The 24,804-nt window shown below is 71.5% G+C and carries 23 protein-coding genes; 15 read left to right on the top strand and 8 right to left on the bottom strand.

Features of this window, described 5'->3' with window-relative positions:
• Positions 1-83: 83 nt before the first annotated feature.
• Genes A3CQ_RS63205 through A3CQ_RS0134630 form a run of 3 tightly spaced genes read right to left on the bottom strand, consistent with a single transcriptional unit; the run spans position 84 to position 5,207 of the window.
• Positions 84-1,154, bottom strand: a complete 1,071-nt coding sequence (locus tag A3CQ_RS63205; RefSeq protein ID WP_020515542.1) for an alpha/beta fold hydrolase — start codon at positions 1,152-1,154, stop codon at positions 84-86.
• Positions 1,155-1,163: 9 nt separating this feature from the next.
• A complete protein-coding gene (locus tag A3CQ_RS0134635) occupies positions 1,164-1,925 on the bottom strand; it encodes an enoyl-CoA hydratase/isomerase family protein (protein ID WP_020515541.1) in 762 nt (253 codons plus the stop codon).
• Between the two features lie 9 nt (positions 1,926-1,934).
• Positions 1,935-5,207, bottom strand: a complete 3,273-nt coding sequence (locus A3CQ_RS0134630) for an NACHT domain-containing protein (protein ID WP_020515540.1) — start codon at positions 5,205-5,207, stop codon at positions 1,935-1,937.
• A gap of 70 nt (positions 5,208-5,277) precedes the next feature.
• On the opposite strand from A3CQ_RS0134630, the gene A3CQ_RS55105 reads away from it, so the two are divergent.
• A complete protein-coding gene (locus tag A3CQ_RS55105) occupies positions 5,278-6,213 on the top strand; it encodes an arginase family protein (protein WP_020515539.1) in 936 nt (311 codons plus the stop codon).
• On the opposite strand, the gene A3CQ_RS57985 is transcribed toward A3CQ_RS55105, so the two are convergent.
• Together A3CQ_RS57985 and A3CQ_RS0134615 are read right to left on the bottom strand one after the other, a co-directional pair.
• Entirely contained in the window at positions 6,195-7,040 is an 846-nt protein-coding gene (locus tag A3CQ_RS57985) for a class I SAM-dependent methyltransferase (protein ID WP_020515538.1), read from the bottom strand. The two genes, A3CQ_RS55105 and A3CQ_RS57985, sit on opposite strands and share 19 nt — an antisense overlap.
• Positions 7,041-7,095: 55 nt before the next feature.
• Complete coding sequence (locus A3CQ_RS0134615) at positions 7,096-7,491, bottom strand: DUF6841 family protein (protein WP_020515537.1); 396 nt, start codon at positions 7,489-7,491, stop codon at positions 7,096-7,098.
• 302 nt (positions 7,492-7,793) lie between these two features.
• Between A3CQ_RS0134615 and A3CQ_RS0134610 the strand changes: the two genes are divergently transcribed.
• The 3 genes from A3CQ_RS0134610 to A3CQ_RS0134600 are packed head-to-tail and all read left to right on the top strand — an operon-like array spanning position 7,794 to position 13,470.
• Complete coding sequence (locus A3CQ_RS0134610; RefSeq protein ID WP_020515536.1) at positions 7,794-9,692, top strand: tetratricopeptide repeat protein; 1,899 nt, start codon at positions 7,794-7,796, stop codon at positions 9,690-9,692.
• A 23-nt stretch (positions 9,693-9,715) separates the two neighbouring features.
• Complete coding sequence (locus A3CQ_RS57980; RefSeq protein WP_020515535.1) at positions 9,716-10,339, top strand: hypothetical protein; 624 nt, start codon at positions 9,716-9,718, stop codon at positions 10,337-10,339.
• The gene (locus A3CQ_RS0134600; protein ID WP_020515534.1) at positions 10,336-13,470 is read left to right on the top strand and encodes an ATP-binding protein; all 3,135 of its coding nucleotides are present in this window, start codon (positions 10,336-10,338) and stop codon (positions 13,468-13,470) included. The genes A3CQ_RS57980 and A3CQ_RS0134600 overlap by 4 nt, the downstream gene beginning before the upstream one ends.
• Before the next feature lie 61 nt (positions 13,471-13,531).
• Here A3CQ_RS0134600 and aceB read toward each other — a convergent pair whose 3' ends face one another.
• The gene (aceB, locus tag A3CQ_RS0134595) at positions 13,532-15,160 is read right to left on the bottom strand and encodes a malate synthase A (protein ID WP_020515533.1); all 1,629 of its coding nucleotides are present in this window, start codon (positions 15,158-15,160) and stop codon (positions 13,532-13,534) included.
• Entirely contained in the window at positions 15,160-16,449 is a 1,290-nt protein-coding gene (gene aceA, locus A3CQ_RS0134590) for an isocitrate lyase (protein WP_020515532.1), read from the bottom strand. The genes aceB and aceA overlap by 1 nt, the downstream gene beginning before the upstream one ends.
• Positions 16,450-16,589: 140 nt before the next feature.
• On the opposite strand from aceA, the gene A3CQ_RS0134585 reads away from it, so the two are divergent.
• Positions 16,590-18,038, top strand: a complete 1,449-nt coding sequence (locus tag A3CQ_RS0134585) for a helix-turn-helix domain-containing protein (protein WP_020515531.1) — start codon at positions 16,590-16,592, stop codon at positions 18,036-18,038.
• 4 nt (positions 18,039-18,042) lie between these two features.
• Here the strand turns inward: A3CQ_RS0134585 and A3CQ_RS0134580 are convergent, their stop codons facing one another.
• Positions 18,043-18,933 carry an AraC family transcriptional regulator gene (locus A3CQ_RS0134580; protein ID WP_020515530.1) on the bottom strand — a complete coding sequence of 297 codons (891 nt, stop codon included), beginning with the start codon at positions 18,931-18,933 and terminating at the stop codon, positions 18,043-18,045.
• Between the two features lie 101 nt (positions 18,934-19,034).
• On the opposite strand from A3CQ_RS0134580, the gene A3CQ_RS0134575 reads away from it, so the two are divergent.
• The 10 genes from A3CQ_RS0134575 to A3CQ_RS0134530 all read left to right on the top strand — a co-directional run bounded on the left by A3CQ_RS0134575 (position 19,035) and on the right by A3CQ_RS0134530 (position 24,685).
• Positions 19,035-19,451, top strand: a complete 417-nt coding sequence (locus A3CQ_RS0134575) for an organic hydroperoxide resistance protein (protein WP_020515529.1) — start codon at positions 19,035-19,037, stop codon at positions 19,449-19,451.
• 117 nt (positions 19,452-19,568) lie between these two features.
• Complete coding sequence (locus tag A3CQ_RS0134570) at positions 19,569-19,970, top strand: hypothetical protein (protein ID WP_020515528.1); 402 nt, start codon at positions 19,569-19,571, stop codon at positions 19,968-19,970.
• 106 nt (positions 19,971-20,076) lie between these two features.
• A complete protein-coding gene (locus A3CQ_RS0134565; RefSeq protein ID WP_020515527.1) occupies positions 20,077-20,397 on the top strand; it encodes an ArsR/SmtB family transcription factor in 321 nt (106 codons plus the stop codon).
• Positions 20,394-20,882, top strand: coding sequence for an SRPBCC family protein (locus tag A3CQ_RS0134560; RefSeq protein WP_026206535.1), 489 nt, complete (start codon positions 20,394-20,396; stop codon positions 20,880-20,882). Before A3CQ_RS0134565 ends, A3CQ_RS0134560 begins: the two co-directional genes overlap by 4 nt.
• 28 nt (positions 20,883-20,910) lie before the next feature.
• Positions 20,911-21,180: a carboxymuconolactone decarboxylase family protein gene (locus A3CQ_RS0134555; protein WP_020515525.1), complete on the top strand. Its 270-nt coding sequence runs from the start codon at positions 20,911-20,913 to the stop codon at positions 21,178-21,180.
• Positions 21,180-21,761 (top strand): carboxymuconolactone decarboxylase family protein, encoded by a 582-nt coding sequence (locus A3CQ_RS0134550; protein WP_020515524.1) that lies wholly within the window; start codon positions 21,180-21,182, stop codon positions 21,759-21,761. The genes A3CQ_RS0134555 and A3CQ_RS0134550 overlap by 1 nt, the downstream gene beginning before the upstream one ends.
• 48 nt (positions 21,762-21,809) lie before the next feature.
• The gene (locus A3CQ_RS0134545; protein WP_020515523.1) at positions 21,810-22,595 is read left to right on the top strand and encodes a metalloregulator ArsR/SmtB family transcription factor; all 786 of its coding nucleotides are present in this window, start codon (positions 21,810-21,812) and stop codon (positions 22,593-22,595) included.
• Positions 22,592-22,975, top strand: coding sequence for a VOC family protein (locus A3CQ_RS0134540; RefSeq protein ID WP_020515522.1), 384 nt, complete (start codon positions 22,592-22,594; stop codon positions 22,973-22,975). The genes A3CQ_RS0134545 and A3CQ_RS0134540 overlap by 4 nt, the downstream gene beginning before the upstream one ends.
• Positions 22,976-24,214, top strand: a complete 1,239-nt coding sequence (locus A3CQ_RS0134535) for an MFS transporter (protein WP_020515521.1) — start codon at positions 22,976-22,978, stop codon at positions 24,212-24,214.
• A 27-nt stretch (positions 24,215-24,241) separates the two neighbouring features.
• Positions 24,242-24,685, top strand: coding sequence for an SRPBCC family protein (locus A3CQ_RS0134530; protein WP_020515520.1), 444 nt, complete (start codon positions 24,242-24,244; stop codon positions 24,683-24,685).
• Positions 24,686-24,804 lie beyond the last annotated feature (119 nt).

Genomic DNA, 24,804 nt, shown 5'->3' with positions numbered 1-24,804 from the left:
CGCTAGGTGCGTCCGCCCGGGCGCCGGATCGGTGCTGACACGCAATCGCAGGCCGCCGTGCTGACGGCGTACACGCAGATGAATCAGGCCAGGCCGCGGCGAGCGAGACCGGCGACGGCGGCGGCGCGGCCGGCACGGCCGCTGACGCCCAGTTTCAGATAGGCGTTGGAGAGATGGCGCTCGACGGTGCGCACGCTCAGCACGAGCGACCCGGCGATCGCGCCGTTGTCCAGACCGGCCGCGGCCAGCCGGAGAATCTCCAGCTCGCGAGCGGTGAGATCGGCGAGGTTGAGCAGTTCGGCGTCGGGCGGCTCGGCCTGGTCGCGGTCGGGCGCCAGGAAGGCCGCCAGCTCGCGGACGAAGACCGGCCACGCGGGCTCGCCGGCGAGCAGGATGTGGTTGCGGCTGTCCAGCGGCACGAGCGACGCGCCCGGAATGGTGGTGGCGATCAGCCGGCCCTCGGCGAAGCCCACCGTCTCGTCGCCGAGCGCGTGCAGGACCAGCGTCGGGGCGGTGACCTGCGGCAACAGGGCCGTGACGTCCTCGTTCTGGCGCTGCACGCGAAACTGGTACGCGTTCTCGGTGGAGGTCGACATCCGCTGGAGCGCGTCCACCCACTGCATCTGCGTCTCGTCGGCGCCCGGAATGAGCAAGTTGGTGAAGACCCGCCGGAACGTCGACTGCGGCCGCGCCCAGCCCACTCGGATCAGGCTGGTGAAGGCCTCGAACATCTCGTCGTCCTCGGGGGAGCGGCGGCGGGCCGCGTACGCCCCGAACAGGATCAGCCGGGTGAGCCGCTCGGGATGCGCGGCCGCGTAGGCGATGGCCACCGGGCCGCCCTGCGACATGCCGAGCAGGGCGAACCGCTCGAACCCCGCCGACGCGACGACGGCCTCGAGGTCACCGACGCGAGCCGTCAGCGAGAAGTCATCCACCTGCCAGTCGGACAGCCCGTGACCCCGCTCGTCATACCGGATCACCGTCGCGATCCGGCCGAGGTCGTCGAGGAAGTGCCGCCAGACCGGACTCTGCCAGTCGTATTGCAGGTGCGACAGCCAGCACGAATTGATCAGCAGGGCCGGACCGCTGCCATGCACCGCGTACGCGATCCGCACCCCGTCCGGTGACCGGCAGAACCGGACCTCCTGGGCCATCGTCTTACCTTACGGCCAGGTGGGGCGGCGGCGTTCCACGAAGGCGCGTACGCCCTCCCGGCGGTCGTCGGAGAAGACGGTGGCGCGCCAGGCGGAGTCTTCGATATCCAGTCCCGCCGCGAGGTCGACGTCGAGGCCACGGCGGATCGCGTTGCGGGCGTTGGCCACGGCGACCGGGGAGTTGGCGGCGATCTGCGTGGCCAGTTCGATGGCCGCGTCGCGGTCGGTGCCGGCCGGGACCAGGCGATCGATCAGGCCCAGCCGGGCCGCCTCGGCCGCGGGGACGTGCCGGCCGGTGAGGATCAGGTCGGCGGCCAGGCCGTAGCCGACGCGGCGGGGGAGCAGCTGGGTTCCGCCTCCGCCGGGGACGATGCCGACGCGTACCTCGGGCAGGCCGACGACGGCGGTCTCGTCGGCGACGATCAGGTCGCAGCTCAGGGCCAGCTCGAAGCCGCCGCCGAGGGCGTGGCCGTGCACCGCCGCGACCAGCGGGACCGGCAGGCCGACGAGGCTGCCGAAGGCGCGGCGGAAGACCAGGCGCTGGGCCATGAACTCGGCGTCGGTCATCCGGTCGCGTTCCTTCAGGTCCGCGCCGACGCAGAACACGGTGGGCGCGGCCGAGCTCAGCACGACTGCCCGTTTTTCCTGTACGGCGGCGGTGGCCCGCACCAGATCGGCGGCCAGCTGGGTGGAGAGCGCGTTGCGGGCGGCGACCCGGTTCAGCCGGATCTCGGCGACCGGCCCATGGTCGAGCAGCTCGACGTCCGGCATGCGATCACCCTAGCCCGCGGTCCCGTCCTGGGGCGCGAACACCCGCTCAGGCCGTCGCACGGCCAGGACGGCGATGTCGAGAAACACACGCGGCATGCTGCCGTCCTCGTCGACCCGCTCGGCGAGCACGCGGGAGTCGGGGCCGGAGAGCAGCTCGCTGCGATCGATCGCCAGCCACCAGCGGCGGAAACGGCCGATCCGGCGGTCCCGCAGCAACCGGCCGAACAGCTCACCGGCGGCCTGACCGTCGAGGGCGTCCAGCTTGTCGATCGCGGCGACGCGGGTCGCCGCCCCGGCCGGGCCGGTGGCGATCTCCGACAACGCGGCGCGTGCCTCCGTCTCCGGCAGCATCGGCGCGGCGGCCGCGCGCACCAGCGCCGGGACGCCGCGGTCCGCCGCCAGCGCGGCCACTCTCGGGTCGCCGCGGTCGGCCATCAACTCGACGGCCGCGGCGCGTTGGGCGGCCGGTGCGCCCGGATCCAGCGCGAGCTCGGTCAGCGGCTCGGTCCGGTCGCCGATGCCCAGCGCCACCGTGGCCGCCCGCAGGCGCAGCGCCGGCCGGGAACCGGGCTCGGCGAGCCGTTCCAGCCATTCCATGCCGTCGTCCGGGACGAGCTGGGCGAGCCCGACCGCGGCCCGCATGCGCGAGCGCTGCCGCACCCGGCCGTCGGCGGCCGTACGTCTCAGCAGCTCCGGGCCCTGCGGGTCGCCGAGCGCGGTCAGGGCGATCGCGGCCTCGACGGCGACATGGGAGCCCCGGCGCCGGGTCGACCATCGGCGGAGGATCCCCGCGGACCGTTCGCGGCCGTTGGCGGCGAGCAGATAGCGCAGCTCGATCTGCCGGTACCGCCGGAAGCGGTGCTTCTCCAGCAGCCGCTCGAGCCGGGGCGCCATCTCGGCCCGGCCGGCCTCGAGCAGCCCGGCGAGGGTGGCCGCCTCGAGCGCGGGCGGCTGCGGATGCGCCAGCAGCCACTCCAGGGCCTCGGGCTCACCGAGAGCGGCCAGCCGCCGGGCCGCCGCGAGCCGCACGTGATCCTCGCCGGGCTCGCGGGCCAGCCGGGTCAGCGGCTCCCGGTCGCCGAGGTCGACGCAGCGCGCGGCCGCCCCGTACGCCATCGGGCGGTCCCGGTAGGTCTCGGCGATCAGCCGCAGCGACGCCAGGGCGGCCGGGTCGCGTCGGCCGAAGAGGACACGGGCCGCCGCGTACGCGGTCTGGGAGTTCGAATCGCTCGCGGCGCCGGCGCCGATCCGCCGGAGCAGGCTCGGGTCCCCGGCGTCGGCCAGCGCCGTCGCGAGCTCCACCCGGCGGTGCGGGTCGACGTCGGCGGCCGACGCCATCGCGCGCAGGGGAGTGAGGTCGCCGCCCAGCGCCAGCTGACGGGCGGCCGCCACCCGCTCGCTCTCGGTGGCGCGGGCGTCGGCGAGCCGCCGGGTGAGCGCCTGCCGGGCCAGCTCGCCCAGCGGCCGCTGCGGGGCCGGGACCCCGTCGTCCCAGAGCGGCAGCCGCATGTACGAATCCGGCCGGCCGCCGCGCTCGTCCAGCGTGTCGGCGATCCAGGCGCGCACCACCTCGTCCGCGCTCCCGGCCACCATGTGCAGCAGCTGGAACCCGGCCGCCGGGTCGATGTCGGCGATCCGGTCGGCCACGAGGGCGCGCGTCCACGCGGACACGTCGGAGTCCTTGACGATCGTGGTCATCCGGGCCAGCACGCCGGCGTCGATGCTCAGCTCGCCCAGGATGCGCAGCGCCTCCGGCGCCACGTCGCCCTCGTACGCGACCTGCCACACCAGCGTGTCGACGATCCGGTCGCGGGTCTCCGGCCGTACGGGGATGCCGTCGGCGAGCAGGTCACCGGCGGCGTCCGGCTCGCCGTCGGCCAGCAGCCGCGCGATCAGCTCGTCGGCGTCGGGCCGCCGGGCGATCGCGAACGCGGCGATGCTGCGGGTGGCGGGTTCGGCCCCCGTCGCCACCCAGGCCTCCACGTCGAACTCGGACGCCGCGAAGTACTCGGCGAAGCTCTGGTGCGCGAACACCACCCGGTCTCGTCGCATCGTGCACACGCCGGTGGTGAGCAGCAGGTCGCGCAGGAATCGCTCGGGTTCCGGTCCGAGGCCGTGCGGCGCGTTCGCCTCCATCCACGCGGCGGCCACCTCGGTGAGGCGTACGTCGGAATCGGTGAACCAGGCGTCGCCGCAGGCACGCAGCAACCCGCCCACATGCCCGCGGATGTCGGAGCACAGCCACTCGGCGACCGTGCTGCCGCTGGTCAGCGTGGCCTCGCGGAACCGGTCGAGGGAGCCGCGCCCGTCCAGCAGGTGGTCGACGAACCGGTCGTAGAGGGCGGCCCGGCTCGACGGCAGCGCCCGGTCGTCCGCCGACTCGTAGACCAGCGCCGCGATCGTGGCCAGCAGCGGAACCCGGGCCACCGGACCGAGCCGCGCCCCGGCCACCCGGGCCAGGAAGCGCCCGGCGGTCCGGTCGGCCCGCCGACGGTCGTCGGGGAACCGCGCCGCGAACCACCGATGCGCGAACTCGTCGAGCTCCCGCCGGTCGAAGGGCCGCAGGTCGTACACGCCGACCGAGGGCCCGTGCAGCTCGGCCAGCTCGGGCGCCGCGAGCGGCCGGCAGGTGACCACGAACCGGTACGGCCCCGTCCCGGCGAGCAGCCCCTTGATCTGCCACAGCACGTCGGACCGGTCCGGCGCCGCGACCACCTCGTCCAGCCCGTCGAGCAGCACCCGCCAGGACCGGCCCGCGCCCGGCGCCCGCTCGAACACCTCGGCCGGCAGGTCGACCGCGAGATCCCTTTGCACGGCCCGGGAAAGCGCCTCGGGAAGCCGCCGCCCCACCAGATCGGTGGCCGGCACGACGACCGCGACGTCACCCCGCCGGCGCCGGGCGAGGTCTCCCGCGACGGTCGTCAGGAAGCTGGACTTGCCGGCGCCCGCGTCGCCGAGCAGCACCGCGTGCCGATGCTCGGTGAGGATCTCGGTGGCCTGCACCGTTCGCGGCTTGTCGCCGGCGGAGGGCCCGCCGAGCGAGGCCCGCGACCGCACGTAGAGATCGGTCAGCGCCGGCACGTGCTCGCCGAAGAACCGGTACCGATGCCGCCCGCCCCCGGCGAGCTGGGCCGCGAGCAGCGCGACGATCCGCCGGTCGGGCCGGCGCCGCAGCCGCGTCCCGGCGCGCACGGCGATCCACAACGCGGCCAGCCCGGCCACGGCCCCCACGATGGACGCGACCTTGTCCCCCGTGTCCAGAAACGAGCCCAGCGTGTCCATCGACGGCGATCCTATCGACGGCGCGCGGACGGTCACTGCGTGATCGCGGGTTTGCGACGATGATGGGGCGATGTCGTCGAGTTGGACGGGCGCGGCCGACCTGATCGGCGTCTGTTTCGACGGCTCGGGGCGACCCCGCGGTCAAGCGCGGGCGGCGGCCGTCCTTCGCGAGGCGGGACTGGCCCGGGCGCTGCGCGACGCGACCATGACGGCCGACGTCACGACCCCGCCGCCCGACCCGTCCCGGGGCGCCGGCACGTTCATGAACGAGGCCGCGCTGCTGGCCATGATCGATGATGTCCATCGCCGCGTCCGCGACTCGCTCCGCGCGCGGCGCTTTCCGCTGCTCTACGGCGCGGACTGCGCCGTCCTACTGGGCGCCCTCCCGGCGCTGCGTGACGAGCTGGGCGCGGCCGGCCTGCTCTTCATGGACGCGCACGAGGACGCGACCACCATGGATTCCTCGCCGGACGGTGAGGCCGCCAACATGGAGATCGCGCTCCTGCTCGGACTCACCGGTCGCGATGCGCCGGAGTCGATGCGGCACCGGCTGCCCGCGCTCGACCCCGCCGCGATCGTGATGCTCGGTCAGCGCGACGAACGGTACCGCGAGGCGATCGCGATCCCGTCCATCGCGCCGCGCGTGCGCCTGCACCCGGCCGAGGTTGTGCACGGGCGGGCCGCTCAGCTCGCCGCCGAAGCCGCCGAGCACCTCGACCGGACCACGCCCGGGTGGTGGGTCCACATCGACCTCGACGTTCTCCGGGGCGACGAGTTCCCGGCCTGTGCCGCGGCGAGCGACCCGGCCATGCCGGGCGGGCTCGGCTGGCCGGAGCTCACGACCATCGTCCGCCGGGCGCTGACCAGCCCGAAATGCCGAGGACTCGGCGTCGGGGTCTACAACACCGATCTGGACCCGGACCGCCGGGCGGCCCGGCGCATCGTGCAGTTCCTCGGGGAACTCGCCGGCGCCCCGCACCCGATGACTCAGGCCGACAGCACGTAGATCCGGGGGTTCAGCTTGCCGATCATCTGGTACACGCCCCAGAGGCTGTCGGTGAGCAGGTATTCGTAGGCGATGGTGCCGAAGCGCTCCTCGAAGGCCGCGCGGTTGCGCAGCAGCCGGGACACCCAGAGCAGTTGCTCGGAGGTCTTGTTGAGGCCGTCTTCCTCGGCGCGCTCGCGTGTCTCGCCGTGCAACTGAATGCATTGCGCGATGGTCAGGCCGGAGCCGGTGATCGCGGCCTCGATCCGCTGCGGGTCGAGGCTGGTGGCGTGGATCCCGGCCGGGGGCCACATGAACGCCGCCTCGGCCGGTGTGAGCCAGTCGGTGGCGGTCATCTGGAACACCAGCGCCCGGCCGCCGGGCTTGAGGACCCGGCGGAACTCGCCGAACACCGTTTCAAGATCCTCGACATGCACCAGTACGTCCCGGCACCAGATCAGATCGACCGAGCCGCTGGGGTCGGTCAGCTTCTCGGCGACGCCCTCGTCGATGCGGACCCGCGCGGCGGCCTCCGGGTCGTCGGCCGCGAACGCGGCGAGGTCGCGGGCGGCGTTGTCCAGATTACGGCGGACCGGCTCGACGCCCCGCACCGTGAACCCGAAACGACGCGACAGCTCGAAGCTGTACCGCCCGTCGCGAGCGCCGACGTCCAGCACGGTCGAGCCCGGCGGCAGGCCGGTCTCCGCGACCAGGTCGAACAACAGCTGGTTCAGGGACCGGGGCGACAGGCTCTCGTTGAGCGCCGCCTCGACCTCCTCGTCGTCGAACGTGTCGCCGTAGACCTCGTCGACGCTGCGAAAGACCCGGGGCGCGGGGGTGTCAGTCATGGCCGCAGCTTAGGAACGGCGACGCCGGCACACCACGGAGTTTCGCCGCATCGACTCAGTCCGCGTGGACGGCCAGGACCGAGATGCGGTGGCCGGCCGGGCCGTCGGTGATCAGGTAGGTGGCGGTCGGGCGGTTGAACTCGGTGCCGTCGGCTCGCTGCCAGGAGAAGGTGCCGCGGTAGAGGGCGGACTTCGCGTTGATCGGGGTGATCGTGAAGTCGAGGACCTCGGTGTGGTGGTAGCCGGCCTGGCGCATCGCCTCGATCTGCGGGGCTACGCCGGCGACGATCCGCGGGCCGCCGGCCAGGGGGAAGTAGCCGCCGTCGGTGGTGATCAGCAGCGGGTCACCGTAGTAGGCGAGCAGCGCCTCCGTCCCGGTCTCGCCCCGGCCGCAGGCCGCGTAGGCCGCCAGGTACTCCCCGAACCACCGCTCGACATCGTCAGTGTCCACAATCGCTGATCATATCGCCGCCACCCTCGGATTACCCGCAATTCTGATCCTCGTACAAATTTTCGAATCGTTTATTGGCTGTTCGACGGATGGCATTCCGGCTCTTTCTTCCGGCCGCTGAACTCGTGCTGACCAGGTGTTTCGTGGTTCGCCAACTCGCGCATTACGGGCTTCTGGCGATCATGTCGAGGGGTGCGGTAGTGTCCGCGTTGCTGCTTTCGCAGATCAATTTCCTGCGCCTTTTCCAGCAATTATCGCCATGGGTGAACAGGTGGTCACGCACGCGATTGTGGGGTGAGGTTTTGCTGACCCGCATCGGAGCGCCCGGGTCGATGGGGAGCGCCCGGCCGATCGACCGCCAGCGGGTCGACGAGGCCGTCGCGCGCGACCTGGGCATCCACAGCGCGATCACCACGCCCGACGCGATCGACGAGCTCCCGACGTACGTGGAACGCGATTTTGATTTCAGGCTCCGCGCGGCGCTCGCCCCCAATGTCGACCGGGGACCGTTCGTCGTCATGCTCGGCTCCTCGTCGACCGGCAAGACGCGATCGCTGTACGAGGCGGTCCGCGAGATGTATCCGGACTGGTGGCTGATCCAGCCGCCGCACGCGGGGTACCTGCTCGAGCTCAAGAACGATCCGCCGGGCCGGACCGTCTTCTGGCTGGACGAGCTGCAGCAGTACCTCGGCGGTCGCGAGCCGCTCACCGCCGAATGCGTACGCACCCTGATCCGCCGCGGGAACGTCGTGGTCGGCACGGTGTGGCCCAGCCAGCTCGGCAACCTGACGTCGGCGTCGGAGGACATCCGGAGGCTGATGAGGAGCGCGGTCCAGATCAGTGTCCCGGCCGAGCTGACGACCGCCGAGCTCAACCAGGCGCGCGGCGTCGCCGAACGCGACAGCCGGATCCGTCAGGCCCTCGACACCCGCGACGCCGGGCTGACCCAGGCTCTCGCCGGCGGTCCGGCCCTGGTCATGGCCTGGGAACAGCCCGCCAACCCGTACGCGAAAGCGATCATCACGGCCGCCGCGGACGCCCATCGCCTGGGGGTGCACGCGCCGCTGAGCGAGGAACTTCTGGCCCGGGCGATGTTCGGCTACCTGCAGCCGAAACAGCGGGTGGAGCCGGCCCGGGTGTGGATCGAGGAGGCGAAACCGCATGCGACCAAGCCCCTGTACGGCGACGTCTCTCCGCTGTCGCCGGTCGACGGCGGAGAACCGGGCAGTCTTGCCGGCTACGTCGTCGCCGACTATCTCGCCCAGCATCTGCGGCGGGTCCGGCGGACCGCACCGGTGCCCGGCGAGGCCTGGCAGGCGTTCGTCCGGGGGATGGACCGCCCGTCGGACCTGCGCCGCCTCGCCGACGCCGCGCTGGCCCGGATGCGCTACTGCTACGCCGAGCCGGCGCTGCGCCGGCTGGCCACCGACGGCCACGATGCGCAGGCGGCGATTGAACTGGCCGACCTGCTGATCCGGCAGGGCCGGTTCGAGCCGGCCGTCGATGTCCTGCGCCGCCGGCACGACGCCGACCCGGGCGACGACGCGATCAAGCGCCGACTCGCTCGGGCCGAGGAGCTGTGGGACCGGATCGAGAAACTACGTCTGGCCGCCGAAGCCGGGAACCCGGCCGCCCGCGATCGGATCGAGGAGATCCTGGTCGACTGCGGTCTGAGCGACGACCTGCGGATGCGGGAGGAACAGGGCGACCTGATCGCGGCCGAGCGCCTGGTCGAGCGCCTCGCCGACCGCGGCTGCGTCGCCGAGATCCACGAGCGGGCCGATCAGGGCCAGGTCTTCGCCGGCGAGGCGCTGGCCGATCTCTACGTCGCCTGGGGCGACATCGACCGGCTCCGCGCCCGGGCGAAGAAGGGCGACCGCACGGCCGAGCGGCGCCTGTCGCGGGTGCGCTCGGCCAAGGCCCGCGCCGCCGCCGCGGCGATCGAACGGGAGGAGCTGCGCGCCGCCGTCGACGAGGGCAAGCCCGAGGCCGCGGTACAACTGTCCGCGTTGCTGTTCGAGCTTCGCGACCTGGACGGCCTCACCGCCGAGCTGGACGCCGGCACCGAGGGCGCGGCCGACCGCCTCCTGGCCCTGCACACCGCGACGAACACGCCGCCCGAGTGGACGGCGCGCCTGCGGGCCTACGGCCTGAACGCTGACGGGTCGGAACTGCTCGGCCCCGACACCTTCCCACAATGACCTCTCCCCTGAAAGGACCCTTGATGTCGGACGACCTGACGCCCTCGGACTACGCGATCCTGCTGCTGCTCCGGAACGAGGATCGGGAGATCTCCAACACGGAGCTCGACGAGATTTACGGGTTCCGGCTCACGGGGTCGCTGTACGCGAAGCTCAACGGACTCGGCTACATCATCTCGAACACCCAGCACCGCCCCTACCGGCACCTCCTCTCCTCCAAGGGCGTCAAGATCGTCGGGCGGCCGCTGGAGATCGACGAGGCGCAGGTCGACGCCACCGAGAAGCGCACGATCAAGGAGCGGATCCTCTGGGCCGCGCTCGCGGCGGAGCACCGGAAAAATGCCGATGCGCCGGCCGTCGACAAGACTCCCGCTCCGGACACCCGCAGCCTGGACGAGCGGGTTCGTGACGCATACGACCAAGTGTCGGTGCGCGCGGGCGAGTGGGTGGATCTCACCGCGATCCGGCCACTGCTGCCCGACGTGCCCAAGGCCGAGCTCGACCGGGCCTTGGAGAAGATGCTCGACTCGCCCGACGTCCGGCTCGACCCGGAGGTCCACCGGCACCGCCTCGGCAAGGAGGAAAAGGCGGCGGCCGTCCGGATCGGTGGCGAGGACAGGCACAAGTTGGCGATCGGGCTGCGATGATCGAGAAGGAGCGCGCCGCCCTCGCCGCACTGCGATTCAACTGGATCCAGGCGCCGGACGACGTGTGGCGGGACTCGCCCTTCCACGTCGACGGTCTGCATCCGACGGTGGTCCAGGACGTGCTCGACGGCATCGCCGAGGCTGAGGCGAGTGCCGACACCAATCCGGTCGGGCTCGCCCTGCAAGGCCCGGCCGGTTCGGGCAAGACGCATCTGCTCGGCTGGGTCCGCGAACGGGTTCAGCATCGTGGCGGCTACTTCTTCCTGATCGGTCTGCTCGACAGCCGGAACTTCTGGGACGGGGTTCTCCTGTTCGTCATCGAGGGGATGGGTCGCCCGGTCCTCGGTGACGAGACACAGCTGACGCTGCTGCTACGCCGGCTGTCCGCGCGGGTCGGCGCGCCCCGGACCGCCCGCCGTGCGGTGATGGGAGAGACGGAACTGACCCGTGACGCCCTGGACGCCTTCATCGACGGGCTTCGGCACTACGAGCCGCACGTCGCTCTCCAATGCCGGGACACCGCGCGGGCCCTGGCGTTGCTGGCCTCCGACGACGAGGAGCATCAGGACATCGCGGACAGCTATTTCGCGTGCGGTGAGGAGACGGTGCCGGGAGAACGCCGGGCCTGGGGCATCCGGTCGCGCCCGCGCACGCACCAGGACATCGTCAAGGACATCTCCTGGCTGCTGGCGCTCACCGGCCCCACGGTCATCGCCTTCGACCAGCTGGACACGCCGATCGCGCAATCGTTCATCCAGGAGGAACTGGCCAAGGTCTCGAAGGAGGCGGTCGATCTCCACGCGTCGAACGTCGTGGCCGGATTCGCCACCGGTCTCATGGACCTTCGGGAGACGACTCGGCGGACCCTCACCCTCACCACGACCCTCGCCTCGACCTGGACCATGCTCGAGGACCGGGTGCCCACGTCCTTCGCCGACCGGTTCCGCAACAATCTGGCCTTCCGCGGGATCCGGAGCGCGGAGCTCGCCCGGCAGATCGTCGAGAAGCGGTTCACGGCGCGGTACGCCTCGGTCGGGTTCGAGCCGCCGTACCCGACCTGGCCGGTCCGGCCGGAGGTCTTCGGCGAGGCCCTCAACTACACGCCGCGCCGGCTGCTCGTCGACATCAACCGGCACGTCCGCAAGTGCCTGCTCGACGACGAGGTCCGGGAGCTGACGAGCCTCGCCGACGTGCCGGCCGAGGACCAGGCCGTCCAACCGGCGGCGAGGATGGCGCCGGTCGTGCCGGACGAGGCGATGCGGCGCATCGAGGACCGGTTCGAGGAGTTGAAGCGTACGGCCGATGTCACGTCGCCGCTGGAGCACGACACCGAGGACCGATGGTTCCCCCTCCTGCTCACGGCCGGACTCAACGCCTGGATCGCCGAGCGGGGTGACGCCGGCCGGGCGTTCAGCGTGGATCCACCGCCGAGCGCCAAGGCCGACCTGCACGCGCGGCTGCGACGGGCTCTCGGCGACGAGGACGAGGACGATGTCGGCGCCGAGGACCAGGTGCACTGGTCGTTCCGGGCGATCAGCGACACCCACCACGGCACGGCCGCCCTGCACCGGATCCGCCGGGCCCGGACGGCGGCCGGTCTCAGCGCCGACGTACCGAAGCGGAAGCTCTTTTTGATTCGCAACGGCCCGTGGTCGACGTCCGCGAAAACCCGGGAGGTCGTCGCCGATCTGGCGGCCGACGGCGGGGTGACGCTGAGCATCGACGAGGCCGACCTGCGGGTGCTCGCCGCCCTGCACGGGCTGCGCCAGGAGAACCCGGCCGAGCTGCAGGCATGGCTGGTGCGCGAGCGCCCGACCCAGCAGCTCACCCTGTTCAAGGAGGCACTCGCCGACGTCGACTCGTGGCCGATACCGGCCGTGGCCCGGCGGGAGGTCCCGGCGGCGGGGTTTCCGATCGGGCGTGCCTGCGGCGACGACAGCGTTCCCGTGCCGATCACCCTGGAGGCTCTGCGTAAGCACGGGGCGATCTTCGCCGCGTCGGGGTCCGGGAAGACGGTGCTGATCCGGCATCTCGTGGAGGAATGTGCGCTGCTCGGCGTCTCGGCGATCGTGCTCGATCCGAACAACGACCTGGCGCGGCTCGGTGACGCCTGGCCGGAACCGCCGGAACGCTGGCGGGCGGGCGACGCCGAACGCGCCGCGGAGTATCTGGCCGGCACCGAGGTCGTGGTGTGGACCCCGCGCCGGGAGACGGGCCGGCCGCTGAGTTTTCAGCCGCTGCCCGACTTCGCCGCGGTGCGCGACGACCCCGACGAGTTCGCGGCGGCCGTCGAGGCGGCCGCTTCGGCGCTGGCGCCACGGGCCAACGTCGTGGGCCGCGCGCAGAAGGCCCACCTCGGGCTGGCCGTCCTGCGCAAGACGATCGAGTACTACGGACGGCAGGGCGGAAGCAGCCTGCGCGGACTGATCGAGCTGCTCGGCGACCTGCCCGACGGGGTCAGCGAGCTGGCCGACGCCGGCAAGATCGCGTCGGATCTCGGGCAGACGCTCACCGCGTCGATGGACAACGATCCGATGTTCGGGGGGAGCGGGACGCCGGCCGACCCGGGGATCCTGCTCACGCCGTCGGCCGGGAAGCGGGCCCGGATCTCGGTGATCAGCATGATCGGGCTGAACGACGAAGCCCGGCAGAGTTTCGTCAATCAGCTGCAGATGGGCCTGTTCGCGTGGATCAAGAAGCATCCGGCCTCGGACCGGCCGCTGCTCGGCCTGCTGGTCATGGACGAGGCGCAGAACTTCGCGCCGTCGGGAGCGATGACCGCCTGTACGCAGAGCACGCTCGCCCTCGCCGCGCAGGCCCGGAAGTACGGCCTCGGGCTGCTCTTCGCGACCCAGGCGCCCAAGGGCCTGCACAATCGGGTCTCCGGCAACGCCGCGACGCATCTGTTCGGGCGGATGACCGTGTCGGCGCAGATCGCCGCCGCCCAGGAGATGGCCCGGGCGAAGGGCGGGGACGTGCCGGACATCGGCAGTCTCACCTCGGGCGAGTTCTACGTGGCGCTGGAGGGCGAGCCGCCGCAGAAGATCAACACCCCGCTCTGCCTCAGCCACCACCCGAGCAGCCCGCTCACCGACGAGGAGGTCATGGAACGGGCCCGGCGCCCTCTTTAGCGGTGGACAGACGAACGGCGCGGCCCCAAGTGCCGGGGACCGCGCCGTTCTCTTCCGTAGGTCAGGCCGCGACAGGAGCCTGCTCGACGGAGGTGGGAGTGCCGGAGCCGCCGGACAGGTGGCGCAGGTACGCCGGCAGGGTCAGGAACTCGGGGCAGGTGCGCTCGGTGAGCAGGACCGTCAGCAGCGTGCGGGCCTGCCCGAACCGGCGGGCCGCGTCCTCGTCGAGGGCGCCGGTCTCGCTGAGGACGTCCAGCTCCTCGCGCAGCATCCGGGTGACCAGGGCGGCCGAGACCGGCACGCCGTAGTCGGTCGGGGTGCTCGCGTGGATCCACTGCCACAGCTGGGCGCGGCAGATCTCGGCCGTGGCCGCGTCCTCCATGAGACCGCCGAGCGCCACCGCGCCGCGACCGTCGAGCCAGGCCGCGATGTAGCGCAGCGCGACGCTGACGTTCGTACGCAGCGCCACCTCGCTCACCTGGACGCCGATCGCCTTCACGTCCAGCAACTCGGTGGCGGTGACCCGCACGTCGTCGCGCTTGCGGACGATTTGGTGCGGCTCGTCGCCGAGCCACTGGTCGAACACGTCGCGGCAGGTCGTCACCAGGCCGGGGTGCGCCACCCAGGAGCCGTCGAAGCCATCGCCGACCTCGCGCCGCTTGTCCTGGCGCACCTGGTTGAGGGCGCGCTTGGCGGCGACCGGGTCGCGGCTGGGCACGACCGCGGCCATGCCGCCGATCGCGTGGGCGCCGCGGCGGTGGCAGGTGCGGACCAGCAGTTCCGTGTACGCCCGCATGAACGGCGCGGTCATCGTGACCTGGGACCGTTCCGGGAGGACGACGTCCGGCCGGTTCTTGATCATGCTGAACAGGTAGTCCCAGCGGCCCGCGTTCAGGCCGGCCGAGTGCTCACGCAGCTCGTACAGGATCTCGTCCATCTCGAACGCCGCGGTGATGGTCTCGATCAGCACCGTGGCGCGTATGGTGCCGCGCGGGATGCCGAGCTGCTCCTGCGCGAAGACGAACACGTCGTTCCAGAGGCGGGCCTCCAGGTGCGACTCCAGCTTCGGCAGGTAGAAGTACGGGCCGGAGCCCCGGTCGAGCTGTCGCTGCGCGCAGTGGAACAGGTAGAGCCCGAAGTCGAACAGCGAGGCGGAGACGGCCCGGCCGCCGATCCGCAGGTGGCACTCCGGCAGGTGCCAGCCGCGGGGCCGGACCATGATCGTCGGGATCTCGTCGCCGACCTTGTACTCGCGCCCGTCGGCCGCCGTGAAGTCCAGCTTGCCGTCCAGCGCGTCGCGCAGGTTGGCCTGGCCGAGGACCACGTTCTCCCAGGTGGGCGAGGTCGCGTCCTCGAAGTCGGCCATCCAGACCTTCGCGCCCGAGTTGAGCGCGTTGATGGTCATCTTCCGGTCGGGCGGGCCGGTGATCTCGACCCGCCGGTCGGTCAGGTCCGGTGCCGCGGGCGCCACCTGCCACGAGGTGTCATCCCGGACGGCCTTCGTCGACGGCAGAAAATCCAGTTCCTCGGTACGCGTGGTCCGCCGGCGCCGGCGACGCTCCAGCAGCTGCACCCGGCGAGCGCCGAACTCCCGGTCGAGCGCGACGACGAACGCCACGGCCTCGGGGGTCAGGATCTCGGAGTAGCGGCCTTCCGTCGTACCGGTGATGGTGACTTCTTCGTTGCCCATCAGAACTGCTCCGCTTCCGTCGAGCCCTTGAGGGCGGTGGTCGAGCTGTCCGGGTTGAGCGCCGTGGACACCGCGTCGAAGTAGCCGGTGCCGACCTCGGCCTGGTGCTTGGTCGCGGTGTAGCCGTCCGCCTCCGCGGCGAACTCCGCCTCCTGCAACTTCACGTACGCGGTCATGCCGGTCTCGGCGTAGCCGCGGGCCAGCTCGAACATCGAGTGGTTGAGCGCGTGGAAGCCGGCCAGCGTGACGAACTGGAACTTGTACCCCATCGCGCCCAGCTCCTTCTGGAAGCGGGCGATGTCGGCGTCGTCCAGGTTCTTCTTCCAGTTGAACGACGGCGAGCAGTTGTACGCCAGCATCTTGCCGGGGTGCTCCTTGTGCACCGCCTCGGCGAAGTCGCGGGCGAAGTCGAGGTCGGGCTTGCCGGTCTCGACCCAGAGAAGATCCGCATAATCCGCGTACGCGACACCGCGCGCGATGGCCGCGTCGGCGCCCGGGCGCACCCGGAAGAAGCCCTCGGCCGTACGCTCGCCGGTGAGGAACGGCTTGTCCCGCTCGTCCACGTCGGTGGTGAGCAGGTCGGCCGCGAGCGCGTCGGTCCGGGCGATGACCAGCGACGGAACGCCGAGCACATCGGCGGCGAGGCGAGCGGCGTTCAGCGTACGGACGTGCTGCTGGGTCGGGATGAGCACCTTCCCGCCGAGGTGGCCGCACTTCTTCTCGCTGGCGAGCTGGTCCTCCCAGTGCACGCCGGCCGCGCCCGCGACGATCATGGCCTTCATTAGCTCGAACGCGTTCAGCGGGCCGCCGAAGCCGGCCTCTGCGTCGGCGACGATCGGGGCGAACCAGTCACGCTCGTACCGGCCGGCCGCGGTGTCGATCTGGTCGGCGCGCATCAGCGCGTTGTTGATCCGGCGGACCACGGCGGGCACCGAGTTGGCCGGGTACAGGGACTGGTCCGGGTAGGTGTTCCCGGAGAGGTTGGCGTCGGCCGCGACCTGCCAGCCGGAGAGGTAGATGGCCTTGAGGCCGGCCCGCACCTGCTGGACCGCCTGGCCGCCGGTCAGCGCGCCCAGCGCATTGATGTAGTCCTCGCTGTTGAGCAGCTCCCAGAGCCGCTGCGCGCCGCGCTCGGCCAGCGTGTGCCGCTCCTGGACGGTGCCGCGCAGCTTGATCACATCCTGCGCGGTGTAGCTGCGCTTGATGCCGAGCCACCGGGGATCGCCGGCCCACGCCCGAGTGAGGTCCGCTGCGGTACCGCCCCTGACTTCGGTCAGCTGATCAGTCATCGGATATCCCTTTCCTGCCCTGTCGCGCCTGCTTCGTGTGGAAGAAGCGGTGGAAGAATTCGACTGTCGCGTACGCCGCAAGGGGTCCGGGAGGCATTTGTGAACAGAAGAAACGCAGAATTTCTGCTAGCGTCAAACCCGTGACCGCTTCGCTCCCCGACGCCTCCGTCGACCTCGTGACCCTCGGCCAGCGCCTGCGCCACCAGCGCAAATCCAAGGGCCTGACCCTCGAGCAGCTCAGCGAGGCGGTCGGCCGGGCGCCGTCGCAGCTGTCGCTGATCGAGAACGGCAAGCGCGAGCCGAAGCTGTCGGTCCTGCAGGCCATCGCCGCCACCCTCGGCGTACCGCTGCAGGATCTTCTGCGTCCCGAGGCGCCCAGCCGACGCGCCGGGCTCGAGATCGAGCTCGCTCATTTTCAACACGAGCAGGCGTACGCCCAATTGGGGTTGCCCTTGGTTCGCGGCGGCCGGCGGCTGCCGGCGGATGCGCTCGAAGCGCTCGTGGGTCTGCACCGTGAGCTGGGCCGGGTGCTGGCCGAGCAGAGCGCGACGCCCGAGGTCGCCCGGAAGGCGAACGCGCAGCTGCGGGTCAACATGCGCGAGCGCGACAACTACTTCCCCGAGATCGAGGCGGCGGCCGCCCGGGTGCTGCAGTCGGTGCGGTACACGACGGGGCCGCTGTCGCAGCGCGGCATCCTCGACATCGCCGCGTCACTGGGCTTCTCGTTGCACTACGTGAACGACCTCCCCGGCTCGACACGCTCGGTGACCGACCTGAAGAACCGGCACATCTACCTGCCCCAGGTCGCCAGCGGCAAGGGGCACGACCCGCGGGCGGTGGTGCTGCAGACCCTCGGGCACTTCGTGCTCGGCCACAACGACCCGGCCGACTACGGCGACTTCCTGCGCCAGAGGGTCGAGGCGAACTACTTCGCGGCGGCGCTGCTGATGCCGGAGACGTTCGCGGTCGAGTTCCTCAAGGAGGCCAAGGCCGACCGGGCCCTGGCCATCGACGACTTCCGCGACGCGTTCGGCGTCTCCTACGAGACCGCCGCGCACCGCTTCACCAACCTGGCGACCCACCACTTCGGCATCCCGGTGCACTTCACGCGCGTGCACGAGAACGGCATCGTGTACAAGGCGTACGAGAACGACGGTGTCCGTTTCCCGTCGGACGTGACCGGCGCGATCGAGGGCCAGCCGATCTGCCGCAAGTGGGCGTCGCGCACCATCTTCCAGTCCGACAACCCGTACTCGTCGTTCTACCAGTTCACCGACACGTCGGCGGGCACGTACTGGTGCACCGTCCACATCGAATCGACCCGCTCCGGCGAGTTCTCGGTGACCGTCGGGACGCCGTACGAGCACGCCCGCTGGTTCCGCGGCGGCGACACCACTCGGCGTACGGTCTCCCGCTGCCCGGACCCCGACTGCTGCCGGCGCCCCCCGGCCGATCTGGTGCGGCGGTGGGCCGGCAGCGCCTGGCCGAGCGCGCGGGTCCACTCCCACCTGCTGGCCGCGCTGCCGCCGGGCACCTTCCCCGGCGTCGACAGCCAGGATGTGTACGAATTCCTGGAGCGCCGCGCGTAGAAGCTCAGCCCAGGCGCGTCTGCCGGCGGTACTGACCGGGTGCTACCCCGTGCTCACGCTTGAACGCCTTGCCGAAGGCGAACTCCGACGCGTACCCGGCCCGCTGCGCCACGCTCTGCACCGGCTTGTCGCTCTCGCGCAGCATCCGTGCCGCCAGCGACATCCGCCACCAGGTCAGATAGCCCAAGGGCGGCTTGCCGACCATCGCGGTGAACCGTCGCGAGAACGCCGCACGCGACAGCCCCGCCGCCGACCCCAGCGCCTCGACCGTCCATTGCCTCGCGGGCTCCTCGTGCATGCGACGCAGCGCCGTCATCACCGCCGGATCGCTCCAGACGGCCGCCGCCTCCGACTCGGCGAGCCAGGCCCGCACGATGTAGAGCAGCATCACGTCCAGCAGCGCCGACACCACCGCCGAGCTGCCGTGATCGGGGCCGGCGACCTCGTCGCCGAGCAGGCCGACCGCGGCCCGCAGCGGCGACCGATGGCCGAGCCGCGCGGGCAGGTGGATGACGTCGGGCAGCTCCGCGAACAGGGGGTGCGGCCGGCTCTGATCCAGGGTGTACGCCCCGCACAGCAGGACCGTCGTGGCGCGGTCATCGGCGACCGGCCTGACCGAGGCGAGCGAGGCCGAGGGCACGTCCACCAACGATGTCGACGGGCTGTCGGCCAGCGCGTGCCCGCACCCGTGCGGCAGGCACACCACATCACCGACGCCGAGTGCGATTGCCGGGCCCTCGGGCGGAATCAGCCAGCACGTGCCTTCCAGGACGACGTGAAAGCCGGCGCCCGAGAACGGCTCGGCCCGCACTCCCCACGGCGCCCGCTTGCGGATCTCGGCCGAGTGCGGGCGCCCGGTGCGCATCGCCCCGATCGCGTCGCTCAGCACGTCCATCGCCAGATCGTATCGCTCGACTCGGTCCGGCGAGACGACCAGACATGAATGGGAGACGGAAAGCCATGTTTCGCCGACTGTGGTCTTCCTACGCTCCCACCATGACCCATTACACCGCGATCGCCACCTCCACCGGCCGCGACGGCCGCGCCTACAGCTCGGACGGAAGGCTCGACGTCGGCCTGGCCCTCCAGAAGGAGCTGGGCGGCACCGGCGACGGCACCAACCCCGAGCAGCTGTTCGCCGCCGGCTACGCCGCGTGCTTCGCCACGTCCATGCAGCTGGTGGCGAGGCGCAAGCACCTCGACGTCACCGGCCTTTCCGTCACCGCCGAGGTCGGCCTGCTCCCGAACGGGCAGGGCGGCTTCCGTCTCGAGGTCACCCTGCGCACCAAGCTGCCCGAGAACCTGCCGTCCGAGGTCGCCGACGACCTTCTCGAGGCCACGCACCAGGTCTGCCCGTACTCGAACGCCACCCGCGGCAACATCCCGGTGGAGTTGTGCACGGACCGGTCCTGAACGGGGCCGGTCGCCTTTCAGCGCCGTGTCAGCCCGGCTCCAGCGCCCGTTGCGATGCTCCCGACGACAGACGGCGACCGGGTCGGACACGGCCGCCCGCGCAACGGAAGGACACCCATGTACCGCATTCTCGGCAGCGCCGCAGCGGTGGCGGCGGCGCTGGTCCTGGCGGCTCCGGCGGCCGCGGTCGCGGACACGACGACCGATTACTCGATCAACTTCAGCAAGACCACGGCTACGGTGCGGGCCGGCGGCCTCGCGTCCAATCTGGTCACCTTCACCGTGGTGCCCAAGCTGGAGGACACCCGGGTGACGCTGAGCGTGACCGGCCTGCCCGGCGGTGCCACGCCGCTGTTCTCTCCGGCCAGGCCTTTCCTCGACGGCCGGTCGAGTCTTTTCATGACCACCTCGTCGTCGACACCGACCGGGTCGTACACGGTCACCGTCAGCGCGGTCACCGCCGGCAGCAAGCCGATCAGTCACTCGGCCAGCTTCGGGCTCACCGTCACCGGTGGCTGAGTGAATTCGGCGGGGCAGGTTCCAACGCCGCGGGCATCACGCCCGCGGCGTTGTCGTGCGGCCACCTGATGTTGACTTGGGCATCCGTAAGTCGTAGCTTTCGTTAGTGGCGACTTTCAAAGGCCATCTGGGCTGGGAAGCGCTGGGAGATCCCAGCCGGTTCGCCATCGTGCAATGTCTGGCCGAGCGGCCGCGCGCGGTCGGGGAGCTCGCCGATCGGCTCCCGATCAGCCGGCAGGCCGTGTCCCAGCATCTGCAGGTGCTCAAGAGCGCCGGGCTGGTCACCAACCGGGCCGAGGGAACCCGCCGGGTCTACCGGTTGAACCCGGCCGGGGTGGCCGCCCTGAAGGACCAGCTGGACATGTTCTGGCGCCGGGCGCTGGACGGTTACCAGGACGTCGTCGAGGACGCCGAGGAGAATTCATGACGCAGGCAGACATGGTGGTGCGGCAGGAGATCGTGGTCGATGCGCCGCTCGAGAGGGCCTTCAGCGTGTTCACCGACCGGTTCGGTGACTTCAAACCACCGGAGCACAACCTGCTGCCGGTGCCGATCGCCGAGACGGTGTTCGAGCCGAAGGTCGGCGGGCACATCTACGACCGCGGCACCGACGGCACCGAATGCCGGTGGGCGCGGATCCTGGCCTACGACCCGCCGCATCGGGTGGTGTTCAGCTGGGACATCGGACCGAGCTGGCAGGTCGAGGCCGACCCGGAGCACACCAGCGAGGTTGAGGTGACCTTCACCGCCGAGACCCCGGACCGGACCCGCGTCGCGCTGGAGCATCGCCATCTCGACCGGCACGGCCCCGGCTGGGAGTCGGTCCGCGACGGCGTCGGCCACGACCAGGGCTGGCCGCTCTATCTCCACCGCTATGCCGGCCTGTTCGGACCGGGCAGCCGCCGTGCCTGATGAGAAGCGCGCCGTATATGGGACTCTGGTGGACCGCATCCTGAATGGGCCGCGCGAAACGACCGCGGAGCAGCGCGCCCATGCCTTCGAGAACGCCCGCGTCGGCCCGGCCCTCGACCCGCTGCTCGGCAAGGTCGCGACCAGCCCGACCCGAATCACCGACGCGGATTTCGAGGTGGCCCGGGCGGCGGGCTTCGGTGAGGATCAGCTCTTCGAATTGGTGATCGCTTCCGCGGTGGGACAGACGACCCGCATGTACGACGCCGCGTTGGCGGCGCTCGAGGAGGCATCCGGCTGATGCGTCCCGAGGTTCTTAACGGCGGCTACAAGCCGGCAACCAAGCTTCTCTTCGCGGTCGTCCGGCTGTTCTCCGGCCGGCCGCTGCCGGACGCCGCCAAGCTGGTCTTCTACCGCCCGGACTTCTACGGCGATCCGTCGAAACGCTTCACCCACCTGGCGATGCGCGGGCCTTCGGCCTGGTCGGTGGGCGATCGGGAGCTGATGGCGGCCGTCGTGTCGCGGGCCAACGCGTGCGCGTTCTGCATCGGCGCGCACACCGCCACCTCGGAGCAGGCGTACGCGGACCGCCCGCGGGTCCGGGCGGTGCTGGCCGACCTGGAGACGGCTCCGATCGAGGACGGGCTGCGGGCGACGCTGCGCATGGTCGACAAGCTGACCCGCGAGGGCACGGTCGGCGCCACGGACATGCGACAGGTCCTGGCCGCGGGCGTTTCGCGGCAGCAGGTCGAGGACGCGCTGGCCGTTTGCGCCGCGTTCAACATCACCAACCGGCTCGCCGACGCGTTCGAGTTTCGGGTGCTCGACGAGGAGGGCTTCGCGGCTGGCGCCAAGTTCCTGCTCAAGCGCGGCTACCAATGAGGTTTCAGGCCGCGCCGTACCGGACCGAATTCCCATCAAACGAGTTTGATGTATTATCGGCCGGTGAGCCAGGACCGTAGAGACGGTACTGATCTGCCGGCGTTCCTTTCGGCCGCCGGGCACCCGGTGCGGTGGCGCCTGCTGGGCGCGCTGGCCCGCGGTGATCGGCAGGTGCACGAACTGACCGCGCTGCTGGGCGAGCAGCAGAGCCTGATCTCCTACCACCTCGGCCTGCTGCGTAAAGCGGATCTGGTTCGGGCTCGCCGCAGCTCCGCCGACGGCCGCGACATCTACTACCGGCTCGACCTTTCGCATTGCGGGCAGCTTTTGGCAGCGGCGGGCGGGGCGTTGCACCCGGGCCTGCGACTCACTGCGCCGCCGGCGCCAACGGCACCGGCCGGGGCGGCACCGACTCGAGTCCTCTTCCTGTGTACCGGCAACAGCTCGCGATCGCAGATGGCCGAGGCGCTGCTGCGCCGGCGATCCGGTGGCCGGGTGATGACGTTCAGCGCCGGCAGCCGACCCAAACCGATCCATCCCGACGCGGTGACCACCATGGCCGAGCGGGGCATCGACCTGGCTACCGCCCGGCCGAAACACCTCGACGAATTCGCCGGGCAGCGCTTCGACTGGGTGATCACCTTGTGCGATCGGGTCCGGGAGGTATGCCCCGAGTTCCCCGGCCACCCGGTGACGACGCACTGGAGCATCCCCGACCCCGCCGCTGACCCCGACGGCCGGCCCGCGTTCGATCGCGTCGCCGCCGAGCTCACCGACCGGATCGATTTCCTGTTGCACACCATCGCCACGGAACCTGCCAGGGAGGCGTCATGACCGACGAAACCGTGCACGTCCGTTACCTCGTGGACGACGTGCAGGCCGCGATCGACTTCTACACCACACACCTCGGCTTCGTGCCGAACACCACGTATCCGCCGGCGTTCGCCGACGTGCTGCGGGGAAATCTGCGGCTGCTTCTGTCCGGCCCGGCCAGCTCCGCCGGCCGGCCGATGCCCGACGGTCGCACGCCGCATCCCGGCGGCTGGAACCGGATACACCTGCTCGTCGAGGACATCGACGCCGAGGTGGCCCGGCTGCGCGCCGAAGGCGTGGTGTTCCGCAGCGACGTCGTCAGCGGGCCCGGTGGCCGGCAGATCGTCCTCGACGATCCGGCGGGCAACCCCGTGGAGCTGTTCCAGCCGGCCGGCGCCTGAGTGAGCGGCGACGCTCGCCCGGAGAGCTCGAACTCGGTCTCCTCGCGGAAGACCCGGCCACGTCGCCGGCACCGGGACCTGAGCCGGCGGATGTGGCCGCTGTACGCGGCCGGGTTCACCACCGCGTTCGGCGCGCACGCGGTCGCCGCGAACCTGGGCGGGTTCTCCGACGACGCGGTCACCTCACTGATGGTGCTGGGCGGCCTGCTTGCCCTGTACGACGGGGCCGAGGTGCTGCTCAAGCCGGTCTTCGGGACACTCGCCGACCGGATCGGGGCGCGGCCCGTGCTGCTCGGCGGCCTGGTCGCGTTCGCGCTCGCCTCGGTGACCTACGTGCTCGCGGACAGCCCCGGCTGGCTGTGGGCCGCCCGCCTCGGCCAGGGCGCCGCCGCCTCGGCGTTCTCCCCGGCGGCCTCGGCGCTGGTCGCCCGGCTCAACCCGGCCGCGAAACACGGCAAGGCCTTCGGCTCGTACGGGTTCTACAAGTCGATCGGATACACGCTCGGGCCGCTTCTCGGCGGTCTGCTGGTCTGGGCCGGCGGGCTGCGCCTGCTGTTCGTGGTGCTCACCGTGCTAGCGCTGGTGGTCGCTGGTTGGGCACTGGTGGCCGTGCCCGCGGTGCCGCCCCTGCCGAAGATCCGCCAGACCGTGCTCGACCTGGCCCGCCGGATCGCCGACCCGGTCTTCCTGGCCCCGACCGCCGCACTCGCCGCCGGGACCGCGGCCCTGTCGGTGGGAGTGGGCTTCCTGCCGGTGCTCGGGCGGGCCGCGGGGCTGGGCCCGATCGCCACCGGCGCCGCGGTGTCCATGCTGGCGCTGTGCGGCGCCGTCGTGCAGCCGTGGGCCGGCCGGGCCTTGGACGACGGGCGGCTCAGCACCCTCAATGGACTGACCGCGGGTCTCGCCATCGGCGCCGCAGGACTGGCCGCGGCGACGCTGCCGGGCCTCGTGGGCGTGCTGGCCGGGGCGGCGCTGATCGGTGTGGGCACCGGGCTGATCACGCCGCTCGGCTTCGCGGCGCTGGCCGCGAGCACCCCGAAGGAACGCCTGGGTCAGACCATGGGCACGGCCGAGCTGGGACGCGAGCTCGGCGACGCCGGTGGGCCGCTGCTGGTCGCCGGCGTCGCGACGTACGCAAGCCTCGGAATTGGTTTCGGTGTTCTTGCGGTCCTGCTGGCCGCCGCGGCCGCCCTGCCGCTGGTCCTCCGCCGCCGCAGGCCGGCGAGCAGCAGGCAGTAAGAACAAACGTGGGTGCAGGATGGGGAGATGGCCGTCGACGTGCTGACCGAGATCGTGATCGACCGGCCCCGTGCGCAGGTGGCGGCCTACGCGGGCGACCCGTCGCACGCGCCGCGGTGGTATGTGAACATCGAGTCGGTCGAGTGGCGCACCACCGGGCCGGTGGCGGTCGGGTCGCGGATGGACTTCGTGGCACGGTTCCTCGGCCGCCGGCTCGCCTACACCTACGAGGTGGTCGAGCTGGTGCCGGGTGAGCGGCTGGTGATGCGGACCGCGCAGGGGCCGTTCCCGATGGAGACCACCTATGCCTGGCAGCCCGCCGGCCCGGACCGGACCCGGATGACCTTGCGGAACCGGGGTGAGCCGGCCGGGTTCGCCAGGGTCACCGCGCCGATGATGGCCGCGTCGATCCGCCGCGCCAATCAGAAGGACCTCGCGAACCTCAAGCGAATCCTGGAAGCCGAGGGCTGAGCAGCCGCTCGGGCGGCCCGAGAGCCGCGGACGTCGGCGGCGATGCGATGCGGGCGCCGGCCGGTCATAGGCGTTGGCTATGACCACGCTCGGCAGGTAGCCGCTACCGGCGGGTGGTG

The sequence above is a fragment of the Paractinoplanes globisporus DSM 43857 genome, from assembly GCF_000379645.1.
GTDB classification, from domain to species: domain Bacteria; phylum Actinomycetota; class Actinomycetes; order Mycobacteriales; family Micromonosporaceae; genus Actinoplanes; species Actinoplanes globisporus.
This window is presented reverse-complemented; position numbering and strand designations above follow the sequence as displayed.

Coding starts and splice junctions, on each gene's coding strand:
- A3CQ_RS63205 (WP_020515542.1), bottom strand. CDS start 1,154: ATGGCCCAGGAGGTCCGGTTCTGCCGGTCACCGGACGGGGTGCGGATC.
- A3CQ_RS0134635 (WP_020515541.1), bottom strand. CDS start 1,925: ATGCCGGACGTCGAGCTGCTCGACCATGGGCCGGTCGCCGAGATCCGG.
- A3CQ_RS0134630 (WP_020515540.1), bottom strand. CDS start 5,207: ATGGACACGCTGGGCTCGTTTCTGGACACGGGGGACAAGGTCGCGTCC.
- A3CQ_RS55105 (WP_020515539.1), top strand. CDS start 5,278: ATGTCGTCGAGTTGGACGGGCGCGGCCGACCTGATCGGCGTCTGTTTC.
- A3CQ_RS57985 (WP_020515538.1), bottom strand. CDS start 7,040: ATGACTGACACCCCCGCGCCCCGGGTCTTTCGCAGCGTCGACGAGGTC.
- A3CQ_RS57980 (WP_020515535.1), top strand. CDS start 9,716: ATGTCGGACGACCTGACGCCCTCGGACTACGCGATCCTGCTGCTGCTC.
- A3CQ_RS0134600 (WP_020515534.1), top strand. CDS start 10,336: ATGATCGAGAAGGAGCGCGCCGCCCTCGCCGCACTGCGATTCAACTGG.
- aceB (WP_020515533.1), bottom strand. CDS start 15,160: ATGGGCAACGAAGAAGTCACCATCACCGGTACGACGGAAGGCCGCTAC.
- aceA (WP_020515532.1), bottom strand. CDS start 16,449: ATGACTGATCAGCTGACCGAAGTCAGGGGCGGTACCGCAGCGGACCTC.
- A3CQ_RS0134580 (WP_020515530.1), bottom strand. CDS start 18,933: ATGGACGTGCTGAGCGACGCGATCGGGGCGATGCGCACCGGGCGCCCG.
- A3CQ_RS0134575 (WP_020515529.1), top strand. CDS start 19,035: ATGACCCATTACACCGCGATCGCCACCTCCACCGGCCGCGACGGCCGC.
- A3CQ_RS0134570 (WP_020515528.1), top strand. CDS start 19,569: ATGTACCGCATTCTCGGCAGCGCCGCAGCGGTGGCGGCGGCGCTGGTC.
- A3CQ_RS0134560 (WP_026206535.1), top strand. CDS start 20,394: ATGACGCAGGCAGACATGGTGGTGCGGCAGGAGATCGTGGTCGATGCG.
- A3CQ_RS0134550 (WP_020515524.1), top strand. CDS start 21,180: ATGCGTCCCGAGGTTCTTAACGGCGGCTACAAGCCGGCAACCAAGCTT.
- A3CQ_RS0134545 (WP_020515523.1), top strand. CDS start 21,810: ATGTATTATCGGCCGGTGAGCCAGGACCGTAGAGACGGTACTGATCTG.
- A3CQ_RS0134540 (WP_020515522.1), top strand. CDS start 22,592: ATGACCGACGAAACCGTGCACGTCCGTTACCTCGTGGACGACGTGCAG.
- A3CQ_RS0134530 (WP_020515520.1), top strand. CDS start 24,242: ATGGCCGTCGACGTGCTGACCGAGATCGTGATCGACCGGCCCCGTGCG.